Here is a 13,424-nt window from a genome sequence, read left to right as displayed (position 1 = left end):
GAAAAGCCGCCACGAAAGGTTCATGAACCGCAAAGCTGGCGTTAAATATCCGCCTCTAAGGCGATGGCGGAACAGGTGGGGACCTTGATGCCGCTGATCGGTGATTTCGTCGATTTGATTGCGCCCGTGGCGCCGTCCACCTTGGGTGCAGAGGTGTTCGAGCGCTTCCAGAACGAGCCGAACACCCTGGCGCTGGCCGTGGTGGACGACCAGGGCCGGCCGTTGGGCGTCATCGAGCGCAACGCCTTCACCCTGCGCATGGCGGCCGAGTTTGGACGCGCCCTCTATGCCCGCAAGCCGGCCGAGAGCCTGATGGACCGCAATGCGCCGGTGGCCGAAGCCGCGACCAGCGCCGAAGCCTTCTTCCACGCCTATGACGCCGCTGAACTGGGCGCCTTGCTGGGCGGTTTCATCGTGGTGTCGAACGGGCGCTATGTCGGGGTCGGCACGGCGCTTCAGATCGTCCAGGCGGGCGCGGCCCTGCACCGCCAGCGCGCCGAGGAGATGGGCGCCCTGGCCCGCGACCTGGCCCTGGCCGAAGCCGAGGCCGTCGCCTCCAGCCGCGCCAAGTCCGAATTCCTGGCTGTGATGAGCCACGAGATCCGCACGCCCCTGAACGGGGTGCTGGGCGTCGCCGCCCTGATGGACAAGAAGCTGGAGCAGGAGGAACTGCGCCCCTACGTCCGCACGGTGGTCGATTCGGGCCAGAGCCTGCTGCGGCTGCTGACCGACGCCCTGGACATGTCGCGCGCCTCGGCCGGAATGTTGACCCTGGAGGAGGAGCCGCTGGACCTGTCCTCGGTCGCCTTCGACATCGACGCCCTGTGGCGGGCGCGGGCCGAGGAGAAGGCCCTGACGCTCAGCGTCCGCACCGAACTGGCCATCCCCTTCGTCCAGGCCGATGGAATGCGGCTGAAGCAGTTGCTGAACAATCTGATCGGCAACGCGCTGAAGTTCACCTTGACGGGCGGGGTTTCGGCCCTGATCGAAAGCCGCGCGGACGGCCAGGTCATCCTGACCGTGGACGACAGCGGGCCGGGCGTGCCCGAGGCGGCCGCCGCGACCATCTTCGAGCCGTTCAACACCGGAAAGGCGGGCCGCGAGGGCGCCGGCGCGGGCTTGGGCCTGGCCATCTGCCGCCAGATCGCCGAGCGGATGGGCGGCGACATCGCCTTGAGCGCCTCGCCCCAGGGCGGCGCGCGGTTCCAGGTCCGACTGCCGCTGCGCCCGGCGATCCAGGGCCAGGCCGCCACGCCGGACATGGTCGCCCCCACCCCGCACGCGACGCTGCATGTGCTGGTGGTGGACGACAACGCCGCCAACCGTTTCGTCGCCGGAAAGCTATTGGAGATGTTCGGCTGCACCGCCGAGATGGCCGAGAACGGGCGCGAGGCCGTCGCCGCCGTATCCGCCGTCTCCGCCCGGCCGTTCGACCTGGTGCTGATGGACATCAAGATGCCGGTGATGGACGGTGTTCAGGCGACTCGCGCCATCCGCGCCCTGCCCGCTCCTGTCGGCGCCCTGCCCATCCTGGCCCTGACCGCCAACGCCGACGAGCGCGACGAGATGGACTATGTCGCCGCCGGTATGAACGGGGTGGCGCAAAAGCCGATCCAACCCGACGCCCTGCTGAACGCGATCCGCCTGGTGATGACCGCCGCCGCAGAGACCGCCGCCCTTTCCCAGGCGGCCTGAAGGCCCCATTCCCCAGACACGAGAACGCCCGCCCCGGCGAACCGGAGCGGGCGTCATTTCTCTTGCGCTACGCTCGCGACTTGAGCGCGACCCTTACGCCAGAGCGGCGCGGACCTTGTCGGCGACGGCCTTGAAGCCGGTCGCATCGGCGGCGATGGCGGCCAGGACCTTGCGGTCCAGTTCGATGCCGGCCTTGTTCAGGCCATTGATGAACTGGCTGTAGGTGAAGCCTTCCAGGCGGGCCGCAGCGTTGATGCGCTGGATCCACAGGGCGCGGAAGTTGCGCTTCTTGGCGCGACGGTCGCGATAGGCGTATTGCCCGGCGCGGTCGACGGCGGCCTTGGCCGTGCGGATCGTATTCTTGCGGCGGCCGGAGAAGCCCTTGGCCTGCTCCAGAACCTTCTTGTGCTTGGCGTGCGAGGTTACGCCACGTTTAACGCGAGCCATTTTTTGTTCCCTTCGGGAAGTCCCTGTCGTTCGCCGCGCGGCGGCTCACTCCTTGAGGGACTGTCTGTTCAAATTCGATACGGTGAGAAGAAGTCGAACCCTGCGCCTTAAGCGTAGGGCATGTAGGACTTGATCTTCTTGGCGTCGGCGTCGGCCATGACCGAGGTGCCGCGGTTCTGGCGGATGTATTTCGAGTTGTGGCTGATCAAGCGGTGACGCTTGCCCGCAACGCCGGCCTTCACCTTGCCAGTGGCCGTGAATTTGAAGCGCTTCTTGGCGCCCGACTTCGTCTTCAGTTTCGGCATTTCAGTCTCCTTTTTGGAGAGGCCGCCCCCCTTCGGACCACATGGGCCCGCTGGGCGAGGCGTCTCTCCAGAGTTTAAGAACCGCCCAGGCATGCCTGTTCGCCCGACGGTTCGGTACGCGAAGGCGCGGCTTCTACGCCAAGACGCCCCGCGACGCAAGACGAGTCAGTTCAACGGCTTGGCCGCCGCCTGCGCCCGCCGGATCGCCCGCCCGGCGTTGATCGCCATGACGGCGGCCGGCAGGGTCAGCAACGCCCCGACCAGGAAGGGCCAGTCGTGCCCCAGGCCCGAGAACAGGGCTCCGGCGATCATCGGCCCGAAGATGCGCGCCACCGAGCTGGACGCCATGTTCAGCCCCAGCATCGCCCCCTGCCGGTCGGGCGGCGAGGCCCGGCTGATCATGGCCGAGATGTTGGGCATGGCCAGCGACATGCCGCAGGCCCCCACCGCCATGACGATGGGAATGATCCAGCCCTGCACCAGCGGAATCGACACCGCCCCAAGCTCCAGCCGCATCGCCGGGAACCAGGCGACGGGGGCCAGCACCTGCAGCACCAGCGAGGTTCCGAACAGCAGCATCCCGACCGCCAGCACCCGCGATTCCCCGAACCGCCGCGCCAGCCGTCCGGCGAAGAAGCCCTGGTTCAACGTCGAGATGATGCCGACGATCATGAAGCTGAGCCCCACCTCGCGCGCGCCCCATTGATAACGGCTCTCGGCCCACAGGCCGAACACGCTCTCCATCGCCGAAAACCCGGCCATATAGATCAGGGTCACGACCAGAACCCGGGACACCACCCCGTTGTCGCGCGCGGCCTTCAGGCCAGACAGGAACGCCGGGCGCGGCGCGGCCGGGTCCGCCTTGGCGCGGCTTTCACGCAGGAAGACCACCACCCCGACCGCGGCCAACGCCGCCAGCGCCGCCGCCAGGAAGATCGGCAGCTGATAACCGATGTGACCCAGCTGCGGCTGGGTCAGCAGCCCGCCCAGGCCCGGCCCGACGATGAAGCCCAAGCCGAACGCCGCCCCGATCAGCCCCATCCGCCCCGCCCTCTGCTCCGGCGGGGTCACGTCGGCCACATAGCCCTGGACCGTCGAGATATTACCGGCCCCCAGGCCGGTGAACAGCCGCACCGCGATGGCCAGCCAGATGTTGGGCGTGAAGGCCAGCATCAGATAGCCCAGCGCATTGGCGATCAGGGTGATCAGCAGCACCGGCTTTCGCCCGATCCGATCCGACAGCCGCCCCCAGAACGGCTCGGCGAAGAACTGACCCAGCGAATAGGCCGAGAACATCAGGGTGATCTGCCACGCCTCGGCCTTCAGGCTCTGCGCGAAGAAAGGCAGCAGCGGCACCACCAGCCCAAACCCGACCAGATTGATGAACACCACCGCGAACAGCACGGCCAGAGCGGGGGTCTTCAGCTTGGGCGGGGTGGTGCGCGCAGCGACCGTATCGGCGTTCGTCATTGGACCCGCTTAGCCGTTTCTCCGGCAAAGAAAAACGCCCCGGCCTTTCGACCGGGGCGTTTCGTATTCAGCGTGGAATCGCGATCAGCGCGGGGCCAGGATCATGATCATCTGGCGGCCTTCCATCTTGGGCGCGAACTCGACCTTGGCGATTTCGTCGAAGTCGGCCTGCACCTTGTGCAGCAGTTTCATGCCCAGTTCGGGGTGGGCCATTTCACGACCGCGGAAACGCAGGGTGACCTTGACCTTGTCGCCCTCGTCGAAGAAGCGGTGCATGGCCTTGGCCTTCACCTCATAGTCGTGGGTGTCGATGTTCGGACGGAGCTTGATTTCCTTCAGCTCGACGACCTTCTGGCGCTTGCGCTGCTCGGCCTTCTTCTTCTGCTCCTGGAAACGGTGCTTGCCGTAATCGAGGATCTTGGCCACCGGCGGCTCGGAGGTGGAGACGATCTCGACCAGGTCCATCCCGGCTTCCTCGGCGGCTTCAAGCGCGGCGGAGGTGGGCATGACGCCTTGTTTTTCGCCGTTCTGGTCGATGAGCAGAACGCGAGGGGCGCGGATATCCTGGTTCATACGCGGCCCGTCTTTCACGGGTGGCGCTTGCATGGGACGGCGAATGGGCGTCGTTTCCTTATGTGGTCAGAAGAGGCGTGTTTTTCGATAAGCGGAAATGCGCGGCTGCCGCCACGTTTCCCGCAGGGTCGGCAATATGCGCCCGAAGCCCCGGTTTTTCAAGGCTTGGCGGGCGTCTGGGCGATATAGGCGTCGTGCAGGGCCAACACGGCCTCGAACACGTGATCGACGGTCAAATCTTCAATGGGGGCGAACTGGCCGCGCGTCTCATTGGACGCCGCCGTGCGGGTCCTGGGCCCCCAAGGCCCATACAGCCACCACTCGGTCGGACCGAACAGGCCCAGGGTCGGACGCCCCAGCGCCGCCGAGACGTGCATCAGGCCGCTGTCGTTGCCGACGAACAGATCGGCCCGGTCGATGGCGGCGGCCGAGGCCAGAATATCGCCCTTGCCCACGAAGTCGACGCCGCGCGGCCCGGCGGCCTCCAGCGCGGGCGTCGCGGGCGGCCGGTCGCCAGGCCCGCCCACCGGCATGAAGCGCCAGCCGTCGAAGCGCGGCTCGGCCTTCAGCTTCTCGACCAGGGCGCCCCAGCGGTCGGCGGGCCAGCTCTTGCCCGGTTGGTGGGCGATGGGGGCCAGGGCGATGATCGGGCCAGGACCTGCGCCCCCACCCAGCTGCGGATCGATGACGGCGGCGGCCTCGGCCCGCGCCCGATCGTCCAGGAAGATTTCAGGGTCCAGAGGCGTCTGCGAACCCATCAGGCGCGACACCATCTCGACCTTGCGCAGCCCGGTCTCCCAACGGCGATTATAGACGACCCGACGCCTGGCCGGGATCAGATAGGACAGGGCCGATCCCCGGATGTCGATCACCAGATCCCAGCGCGTCGAACGCACCTGCCTCCACAGATCGAACCAGTGGCCGGAGAGCTTCTTCTTGTCGAGGATGATGGTCCGCACCACGCCCGGCGCATTGCGGAAGAAGGGCGCGGGCGGCCGACCGCAGGCGACGGTGATCGCGGCGCCCGGAACCTGGCGCGCGATCTCGCGGATCACGCCGGACGAGATGACGCAATCGCCGATACGGTTGGAGGTGACGAACAGAACCTGGGGTGCGGACATGCCGCTCTAGTTCCGCGTCGTCGCCGCAGGGTCAAGCCTGAGGATGACGAACGCCTTCTGACAGGGCAGAACGTCGGCATGACCGACATCCAGCACCTGCCCCGCCCCGAGGACGAAACCTTGGCCTTCAAGCGCGTCGGGGGCGACGGCCCGACCGTGATCTGGATCGGCGGCTTCCGCTCGGACATGGAGGGGACCAAGGCCCTGGCGCTGGACGCCGCCGCGCGCGAACGCGGCTGGAACTTCGTCCGCTATGACCATTTCGCCCACGGCCGGTCCTCCGGCGACTGGCGCCAGGCGACCATCGGCCGCTGGCGAGAGGACGCCGTCGCCCTGATCGACAGCCTGTCGGGGCCGGTCATCCCGGTCGGTTCATCGATGGGCGGCTGGGTCTCGCTGCTGGCGGCGCTGGTGCGGCCCGAACGGATCAAGGGGCTGGTGCTGGTCAATCCGGCCCAGGACTTCACCGAACGGCTGATGTGGCCTGGCCTGGCCGATCACGAGCGTCAGACCATCCTGCGCGAGGGCGAGACCCTGATCGTCGAGGACGGGTTGGGCGAATATGTCCTGACGCGGCGTATGTTCGAGGAGGCGCGCGACTGGCTGCTGCTGGACGGCGCCATCGCCATCGCGGCCCCCGTCCACATTCTTCAGGGCCGCGCCGACGACGTGGTGCCTTGGCGCCATCAGGTCGAACTGGTCGAACGCTTGACCGGCGGCGACGTGCGACTGGACCTGATCGAAGGCGGCGACCATCGGCTGTCGTCGCCAACCGATCTCGACAGGCTGATCGCGGCGGTCGAGGCGATGCGCCTGTAAATCCTCCCCCCCTGACGCAGGGGGCGGATCGGATCAGCCCTTGCCCGTCAACGCCCCGTAAAGGTCCGTGCGGCGGTCGCGGAAGAAGCCCCAGGCCGCACGGTATTTGTCCAACTCATCCAGATCGAAGCCGTGCACCAGTACGCCCTCTTCATCCGCCCCAAGGCTCTCAACCAATTCGCCCTGCTGATCGGCGATGAAGGAATGGCCGTAGAAGGTCTGGCCCACCTCGGTCACCGTCTCATGGCCGATGCGATTGGCGCCGACGACCGGCACGGCGTTGGACACCGCATGGCCCTGCATGGCGCGCCGCCACGGCTCGGCCGTGTGCAGGGTCGCGTCGTGCGGCTCGGTGCCGATGGCGGTCGGATACATCAGGACGTCCGCGCCCATCAGCATCATGGCCCGCGCCGCTTCAGGGAACCACTGGTCCCAGCAGATGCCGACGCCGACCTTGCCGAACCGGGTGTTCCAGACCTTGAAGCCCGTATCGCCCGGCCGGAAATAGTATTTCTCCTGATAGCCGGGGCCGTCGGGGATGTGGCTCTTGCGATAGATCCCCAGGGCCTCTCCGTCCGCATCCAGCATGACCAGAGAGTTGTAATATTGCGGCCCGTCCTTCTCGAAGATGGAGACCGGAATGGCCACGCCCAGTTCTTTCGCCACCGGCGACAAAGCCGTCACGCACGGATGGGTGCGCCATTCATAGGCGTGACTGAACCAGTGCTCCTCCTGCGACACGCAGAAATACGGCCCCTGAAACAGTTCCGACGGCAGGATCACCTGCGCGCCCCGCCCCGCCGCCTCGCGCACGAAGCCGATGGTCTTGTCGATATTGGCCTGCAGGTCCTCGCCATAAGACGTCTGGATGCCGGCGACGGTGATCTTGCGGGTCATGCGGGCTCCTGCTGGGAAATGCAGTGGAAGGATCCGCCGCCCGTCAGGATGGCGTTGGACGGCAGCGGGATGATCTCGCGATCGGGGAAGGCCTCCTGCAACGCCTGACAGGCCATGTCGGCTGCACGCGCGTCGCCATAGGTCGGCACCATCACCGCACCGTTGGCGATCAGGAAATTCATGTGGCTGGCCGGGATCGGGCGTTCGTCCTCGTCCAGCACCAGGCCGGGCGACGGGATGCGCACGACCTTCAGCCGGCGTCCGGCCGCATCCGTCATGGCCGACAGATCGCGCGCGGTGGCGTCATAGACATCGGCGTTGACGTCGTTGGTCCCCCACGCGATCGGGCAGGCTACGACGCCCGGCGCCACGAACCGCGCCAGGTTATCGACGTGCCCATCGGTGTGGTCGTTCAGCAAACCGTCGCCCAGCCACAGCACCGCCTTGGCCCCCACGGCCTGTTCCAGCGCGGTCGCCGCGACAGCCTCGTCCTGGTTCCAGGCCGGATTGCGGTTGGGGTTCAGAAGGCACTGGCGGGTGGTCAGGACCGTCCCCTCCCCGTCGTGATCCAGCGACCCGCCTTCCATGACGAAGTCGTTCCAGGTCAGGGGCGTGCCCGAATGTTCGCCGATCTGGCCCGCGACCCGATCGTCGCCCGGCATGTCGTACTTCCCGCCCCAGCCGTTGAAGCGGAACGCCGCCGCCGTCTTCGAACCCTCGCCGAAGATCGGCCCCGTGTCGCGAAGCCAGATGTCGCCGAACGTCCCGGCCACCACCTCGACGTTCTCCACGCCCGCGAACCGCGCCTGAACCTGGGCCAGGATTTCGGACTTGCCGACCATCAGCCGGACCTGCTCGCGCCCCGGCCCGGCCAGCGCCCGCACCAGCCCCTCGACCTCGTCCTGCGCCTGCTTCAGCGCATCGAACCAGTATTCCGCATGGCTGGGCCACCCCACCCACATAGCGCGGTGCGGAGCCCATTCGGCGGGGATGGGAGCGGTCATGCGGACGTCCTCAAAGCGGCGAAACCCGGCAGGCCGCCGGGCCGCGCCATATGGCCCCAACCCCCGCCGACTTCAACGCCAGGCCTCAGACAAACAAAAAGGGCGGCCCGCGCACGGACCGCCCTTCGTGGTGTTCAGCGCGATCTAAGAGTTAGAAGGCGTAGCGCAGCGTCGCCATCATCGTGCGCGGCGCGCCGACGCCAGCGAACGAACGGCTGTAGCCCAGTTGCCCCGGGGTGCCCGATGCGCGGGTGCCAAGGGTGCTGTAGTACTGCTCGTCAAACAGGTTGGTGACGTTCAGCTGCAGATAGGTGCCTTCGAAACCCAGCGAAGCGAAGTCGAAGCGGGCGTCCAGATCGACGACCGTATAAGCGTCGACCTTCAGATCGTTGACGTCGGTCACCCAACGCTCGCCGGTATACTTGCCCTGGATGCCGGCAGAGAAAACGTCGTTGAACTGGTACGACGCCCGCAGCGAATACATCTGGTCGGGCGTTTCGACCTGCTTCTTGCCCTTGGTGGCCAGGCGGTTGCCAGCGCGATCGTAGACGTAGTCGTCCTGCAGTTCGCTATCCAGGAACGAGGCCGAACCGTACAGGCTCAGCGCCTGGATCGGCGACCAACCCACCGAGATTTCGACGCCCTTGGATTCCACCGAACCCACGTTGCGATCGACGAACTGGTCAAGATCGGGTTCGAAGGTGCTGACGATACGGTTGTCGAACTGGTTGAAGAAGCCCGAAGCCTGAGCGATCAGCGTGCCCGAAACATAGCGATAGCCGAAATCGACGTTCTTGGAGGTCTCCGGCTGGACCGTCGGGTTCCCGATGGAGCCGTCGGCCAGACGCGTTGCGGCGTACAGGCTGTCGGTACGCGGCGCCGACAGCGATTCCGAGTAGCTGGCGTAGATCGACTGAGCGGCGCCGAACTTGTAGGTCGCGCCGATGTTGGGCAGCACGTCGTCGTACTTCACCGTGCGCTGATACGGAGCGATGTACTGGGTGGTTCCACGGCTGGCGAAGGTCAGGTTGCCGTTGGCAAGGGTCGCCGAAGGACGCTCCGAGGTGCAAAGCACGTTGGAAGAGGCGTTCTGGGTGTAGCAGAACTGGTTCAGCTCACGCTTGAAGAAGGGCGCGCGCACGCCGATGTTGACCGTCAGCGCCTCATCCAGGAAGCGGCCGATGTATTCCAGCGAGAACTGGTTCAGTTCGGCATACGACAGGCGGTCACGCGAGCGCAGGGCGTAGCCGTCAAGGTTGACGACGCGGTTGCCTTCTTCCTTCAGGCCGCCGAACTCGTCCACGAAGCGCGGGCTGGTCGGATCCGAGAAGTCGATGCGGCCGAACAGGCCGGTCTGGCGGTGACGACCCCAGTCCAGAGCATAGGCGGCGCGGATGCGGTGTTGCGCGTTCAGGTCCCAGATCAGCGAGCTGTTCAGGGTGTAGCGCTGGGTGTGGGTGTTGGACGGCGACATGACGCGCACGCGGTCCAGGATATCGCCGTCGCCGTTCAGATCGACGCCGCCCGTGGTGCGGGTGCCGCGCAGCAGCGCGTCGTTCTCGGCCAGGACGGTCTGTTGCGAGCCGCCGTTCGCCAAGGTGTAGGAGAACGAAGGATCGACCGTCAGGATCAGGCCGTCCCTCAGAGTGAAGCGCGATTGGCCGCGGATATTGCCTGTGTCGGACGGGTTGATGCGCAGACCCCAGTAGTTTGCGCCGTTCGAGTCGACGTCGGCCAAGCCCGGACGAACGGTCGGAGCGGCGTAGGTGCGGTCGAAGTCGACGCCCCAGCCGAATGGGCTGGTTTCGACGTCGCTGACGCAGACCTGGGTGCGAGCCACGTCGCAGAAGCCGGTTGCGGTGGCCAGGTTCGGGCCGTTGTAGTTGTTGTTGCGGTTCTCGTTCCAGTGCGCGGCCAGCGACAGGAAGTCGCCGTTATCGCGCAGCGGCTGATAGATACGGGCGTTGTACTGGGTCTTCTCCAGTTGGCCGATGCCCTTGAACTTGTCGTATTCCTGGTGCGAGACGGCGAACCAGGCAGAGGTGCCCCACGGGCCAACGGCGCCGGTGTCGATCAGGCCCATGATACGGTTGTAGCTGAAGTCGCCCAGCGAACCCTGCAGCCAGCCGCCAAAGTCGTTGGCGGGGCGGCGCGTGACGTAGTTGATGGTGCCGCCGGTCGCAGAGGCGGTCGGGCTGTCGACGTCGGTCGAACCGGTGTTGATCGAGGCGCGCTCGATCAGTTCCGGGTCCAACTGCTGGTTGGTGTAGGTGGCGTAGTTGCCGGTGTCGTTCAGCGGGATGCCGTCGAACGTCAGCGAAACGCGGTTGCCGTCGAAGCCGCGCAGACGAATGTTGCCGCCCGACGAGCCGTAGGGATCAGCGTTGGTGAAGCTGAGGCCCGGCGTCAGGTTCAGCGTCTGCAGGATGGTCTGGCCAGCCGACTGGGTAGCGATGAACTCTTGGCCGATCGTGTTGCGGGTCTTGGCGACGGTTTCAGCAGTGGCCAGACCTTCGATCGTGCGCTGCCCGCGAACGCCGGTGACGACGACTTCGCCGACTTCGGTGGCTTCGGTGCCGGTCGATTGCGCGGCGGCGGCGCCGGCGATGGCGAGCGAGCCGACGAGGGCGGTGGTCGCCCAGATCAGGCTTTTGCGAGTGGTCATTACATCTATCCCCAGATGGATGGTGGCGCAGGGCCAAGGCGACAAGCGGCCATCGCCCGTCGTAATCCCGCCCCCTCTAGGGCTGATGTCCGAACGTGGGGCGACAGTTATGTAACAGCAATATGACAGAGACAGAGGGTGGCCTAGACGCCACACCTCATGGGCTTCAGGCCAAATCCTGTCGGCCAGCGCGCTCGAATACGTCGGCGACGCCGCGCGCCGTGGGCAGGATGGCGTGCGGCTCGTGGAAGTTGCCGTTGACCTGGCTCTGGGCGATCACATGGGCGCGGAAGCGGGTGAACAGGGCCGTGTCCGGCGCCTGGGGCGCGGACCAGAAGGCGTCGAGGGGCTGCTGGTCGGTCAGCCCCTCGAAATCGAAGAAGGCGTCGCCCATCACCTTGACCGGGGTGTGGAAGCCCAGGGCCGACAGGGCGGCGCTGGAGTTGTTGACCACCATCCCTTGCGAGGCGCGGCACAGGGCCGCCAGATTGCCGCCGTCGATGAAGTCGACGCGCCCTTCCAGTCCATGCTCGCGCGCCAGGCGCAGGGTGATCTTGCGCAGGTCGATGATGCCGGGATCCAGCGGGTGGTTCTTGACCACCAGCCGGGCGGCCGCCGGCGCCCGTTCGGCGAAGCTCTTGATGACCGCCGTCAGGAAAGCGCAGTTGTCGGCGTAGCGCGAATAGCGCAGCAGTTGGGCGTCGCCCTCGCGCTGCAGACAGGCGATGAAGAAGTCGCCCCTGGCCTTGATGACGTCCGCGTCGCAGTTCTCAGGACGCCGGAAGGCCAGGCTGACGTAGCGACGGATATGACCGGCGCACTGTTTCAGGGGCGAAAAGACATAGGGCGCGGCGTAGTTGGGGAACAGCAGCCCACCCAAGATCTGCACCGTATGATAGGCGCTGATGTTGGCGACATGGTGCGGCAGGATTTTCCCGACCTGATGCGGTTCGGGCAGGCTGGGCGCAGGTTCGGGATAGCCGTCGCGGAAGCGCGGCAGGGCGCTGGAGCCGTTGACGCCGTTGCGCTCCACCGTGATCCAGTCGGGGCGGAAATAGCCGTTCTCCAGCACCCAGATGCGGGCGGACAGGATGTCGGCCGCCGCCAGCACCGCGCGATTGTAGGGGCCGGCCTCGCCAAAGACGACGATGTCGCTATAGGCGTCGAGCGTTGAAACGCCTTCGGCCCAGGCCTGAGCCGTATCCTTGAAACGTATGCCGCCCGCGCGGCGCCAGTTCATCGCATCGCCCGCATTGAAGATCATGCGGTTCACGCTCGCGCCCTGAGCTTCCAGCACGCCGGCCAAGGCCGCGCCAAAGGCGCCGAACGGCGCCGAGACGATCAGAAAGCGACGCCCCTTCAATCCATCGCGCGCACGGGGCGTCGGCGACGGAAAGGCCGAAATCGTGGCTGAGACGTTCACCTGAGGCGATCGCGCGCGCAGCACAATGTCGCGCTGAGACGTATCGGCACGCAGCCGATAACGCCGACGACGCCGCGCGGAAAGGGACCGGGACGATCTGAGATCGGTCATCTAGATGCGCCCTGCGTCGAGACGATCCTGGCTTCCGCGCCGCCGTCCGGCGGGCGGCGCGCAATCAGGACGTTCAAACAAAGCGGTCATTCCTTGCCTTGTGTCGCGCAGGTTCAGCGCGATCAACAGGAAATGTCGATCAGGGCGTCGTTTCATAAATTGGGACGTCCCCTGTGACTTAATCGCACGAAAGCCGCCGCCGCCCTTACGGCGACGACGGCTTCCTGTTTCGAAATCAAGACTTTCATCAATCCACTGGATCGCCGGTCTGGATATCCAGACCGACTTTCCGCTGGGTCTTAGAAGTTGATGTCGATGGTCGCGCGGCGGTTGAGCGGTTCACGCACGCCGTCGGCGGTGGGCTTGGCCAGGTTGGTTTCGCCCTTGCCGTCCAGGGCGATCACGCCGCCGTTGACGCCTTGAGCCACCAGGGCGTCCGCGACGGTGCGCGAACGACGGTTGGACAGACCCAGGTTATAGGCGGCCGAACCCGAGGTGTCGGTGTAGCCGACGACCAGAACGCGCGTCGGACGACCCGACTTGGCGTAGTTGGCGGCCTGCGTCACCACCGAACGGGCTTCCGCCGTCAGGTCCGAACGATCCCAGTCGAAGTAGACGACGAACTGGCGAGGCGTCGGGGTCTGAGCGACTGGCGGCGGGGGCGGCGGGGGCGGAGGCGGCGGGGGAGGCGGCGGGGGCGGGGGAGGCGGCGGCGGCGGCGCGTCTTCCGCACCGAAGCTGTAGCGCAGACCCAGGGTCACCGTGTGCGACTGATCGTAGTCGCCGTCCCAGGTGCCGAACTGCGTGGCGCCCACGCCCGTGCCGGCCGTGGTCGAATCCCACGAGGCGTCGCCCGTCAGATAGCGGTAGGTCAGGTCGATGTTGGCGCGGTCG

The 13,424-nt window shown here is 66.4% G+C and carries 12 protein-coding genes; 2 read left to right on the top strand and 10 right to left on the bottom strand.

Going from position 1 to position 13,424, the window contains the following annotated elements; all coding sequences use genetic code 11:
- The first annotated feature begins 87 nt into the window (after positions 1 to 87).
- On the top strand, positions 88 to 1,695 hold the full coding sequence (locus KZX42_RS16500) for an ATP-binding protein (RefSeq protein WP_248121174.1): 1,608 nt from the start codon (positions 88 to 90) through the stop codon (positions 1,693 to 1,695).
- A gap of 93 nt (positions 1,696 to 1,788) precedes the next feature.
- Here the strand turns inward: KZX42_RS16500 and rplT are convergent, their stop codons facing one another.
- From rplT to KZX42_RS16475, 5 genes are all read right to left on the bottom strand, one after another.
- Positions 1,789 to 2,142: a 50S ribosomal protein L20 gene (gene rplT, locus KZX42_RS16495; RefSeq protein WP_017506327.1), complete on the bottom strand. Its 354-nt coding sequence runs from the start codon at positions 2,140 to 2,142 to the stop codon at positions 1,789 to 1,791.
- Between the two features lie 107 nt (positions 2,143 to 2,249).
- Positions 2,250 to 2,447, bottom strand: coding sequence for a 50S ribosomal protein L35 (gene rpmI / locus KZX42_RS16490; protein ID WP_003166435.1), 198 nt, complete (start codon positions 2,445 to 2,447; stop codon positions 2,250 to 2,252).
- Between the two features lie 165 nt (positions 2,448 to 2,612).
- Positions 2,613 to 3,917, bottom strand: a complete 1,305-nt coding sequence (locus KZX42_RS16485) for an MFS transporter (protein WP_248121172.1) — start codon at positions 3,915 to 3,917, stop codon at positions 2,613 to 2,615.
- A gap of 84 nt (positions 3,918 to 4,001) precedes the next feature.
- Positions 4,002 to 4,523 carry a translation initiation factor IF-3 gene (gene infC, locus KZX42_RS16480; protein WP_201099872.1) on the bottom strand — a complete coding sequence of 174 codons (522 nt, stop codon included), beginning with the start codon at positions 4,521 to 4,523 and terminating at the stop codon, positions 4,002 to 4,004.
- A 125-nt stretch (positions 4,524 to 4,648) separates the two neighbouring features.
- Positions 4,649 to 5,611, bottom strand: coding sequence for a glycosyltransferase family 9 protein (locus tag KZX42_RS16475; protein WP_248121170.1), 963 nt, complete (start codon positions 5,609 to 5,611; stop codon positions 4,649 to 4,651).
- A 78-nt stretch (positions 5,612 to 5,689) separates the two neighbouring features.
- Here KZX42_RS16475 and KZX42_RS16470 point away from each other — a divergent pair, with 78 nt between their 5' ends.
- Positions 5,690 to 6,430 (top strand): alpha/beta hydrolase, encoded by a 741-nt coding sequence (locus KZX42_RS16470; protein WP_248121168.1) that lies wholly within the window; start codon positions 5,690 to 5,692, stop codon positions 6,428 to 6,430.
- A 33-nt stretch (positions 6,431 to 6,463) separates the two neighbouring features.
- Here KZX42_RS16470 and aguB read toward each other — a convergent pair whose 3' ends face one another.
- The 5 genes from aguB to KZX42_RS16445 form a co-directional block, all read right to left on the bottom strand.
- On the bottom strand, positions 6,464 to 7,327 hold the full coding sequence (gene aguB / locus KZX42_RS16465) for an N-carbamoylputrescine amidase (RefSeq protein ID WP_248121166.1): 864 nt from the start codon (positions 7,325 to 7,327) through the stop codon (positions 6,464 to 6,466).
- Positions 7,324 to 8,331 carry an agmatine deiminase family protein gene (locus KZX42_RS16460; RefSeq protein WP_248121164.1) on the bottom strand — a complete coding sequence of 336 codons (1,008 nt, stop codon included), beginning with the start codon at positions 8,329 to 8,331 and terminating at the stop codon, positions 7,324 to 7,326. The genes aguB and KZX42_RS16460 overlap by 4 nt, the downstream gene beginning before the upstream one ends.
- Positions 8,332 to 8,482: 151 nt before the next feature.
- Positions 8,483 to 10,996, bottom strand: coding sequence for a TonB-dependent receptor (locus tag KZX42_RS16455; protein ID WP_248121162.1), 2,514 nt, complete (start codon positions 10,994 to 10,996; stop codon positions 8,483 to 8,485).
- Between the two features lie 166 nt (positions 10,997 to 11,162).
- The gene (locus tag KZX42_RS16450; RefSeq protein WP_248121160.1) at positions 11,163 to 12,530 is read right to left on the bottom strand and encodes a capsular biosynthesis protein; all 1,368 of its coding nucleotides are present in this window, start codon (positions 12,528 to 12,530) and stop codon (positions 11,163 to 11,165) included.
- A gap of 299 nt (positions 12,531 to 12,829) precedes the next feature.
- On the bottom strand, positions 12,830 to 13,424 hold a 595-nt coding region (locus KZX42_RS16445; RefSeq protein ID WP_248121158.1), incomplete at its 5' end, for an OmpA family protein.

Origin of the sequence: Brevundimonas sp. EYE_349 (genome assembly GCF_023147505.1) — a bacterium.
In the GTDB taxonomy this organism is placed as follows: domain Bacteria; phylum Pseudomonadota; class Alphaproteobacteria; order Caulobacterales; family Caulobacteraceae; genus Brevundimonas.
Note: the sequence above shows the minus strand (reverse complement) of the source record. Positions and strands in the feature narration are given on the sequence as shown.

Coding starts and splice junctions, on each gene's coding strand:
- KZX42_RS16455 (WP_248121162.1), bottom strand. CDS start 10,996: ATGACCACTCGCAAAAGCCTGATCTGGGCGACCACCGCCCTCGTCGGC.
- KZX42_RS16500 (WP_248121174.1), top strand. CDS start 88: ATGCCGCTGATCGGTGATTTCGTCGATTTGATTGCGCCCGTGGCGCCG.
- rplT (WP_017506327.1), bottom strand. CDS start 2,142: ATGGCTCGCGTTAAACGTGGCGTAACCTCGCACGCCAAGCACAAGAAG.
- rpmI (WP_003166435.1), bottom strand. CDS start 2,447: ATGCCGAAACTGAAGACGAAGTCGGGCGCCAAGAAGCGCTTCAAATTC.
- KZX42_RS16485 (WP_248121172.1), bottom strand. CDS start 3,917: ATGACGAACGCCGATACGGTCGCTGCGCGCACCACCCCGCCCAAGCTG.
- KZX42_RS16460 (WP_248121164.1), bottom strand. CDS start 8,331: ATGACCGCTCCCATCCCCGCCGAATGGGCTCCGCACCGCGCTATGTGG.
- KZX42_RS16450 (WP_248121160.1), bottom strand. CDS start 12,530: ATGACCGATCTCAGATCGTCCCGGTCCCTTTCCGCGCGGCGTCGTCGG.
- KZX42_RS16470 (WP_248121168.1), top strand. CDS start 5,690: ATGACCGACATCCAGCACCTGCCCCGCCCCGAGGACGAAACCTTGGCC.
- infC (WP_201099872.1), bottom strand. CDS start 4,523: ATGCAAGCGCCACCCGTGAAAGACGGGCCGCGTATGAACCAGGATATC.
- KZX42_RS16475 (WP_248121170.1), bottom strand. CDS start 5,611: ATGTCCGCACCCCAGGTTCTGTTCGTCACCTCCAACCGTATCGGCGAT.
- aguB (WP_248121166.1), bottom strand. CDS start 7,327: ATGACCCGCAAGATCACCGTCGCCGGCATCCAGACGTCTTATGGCGAG.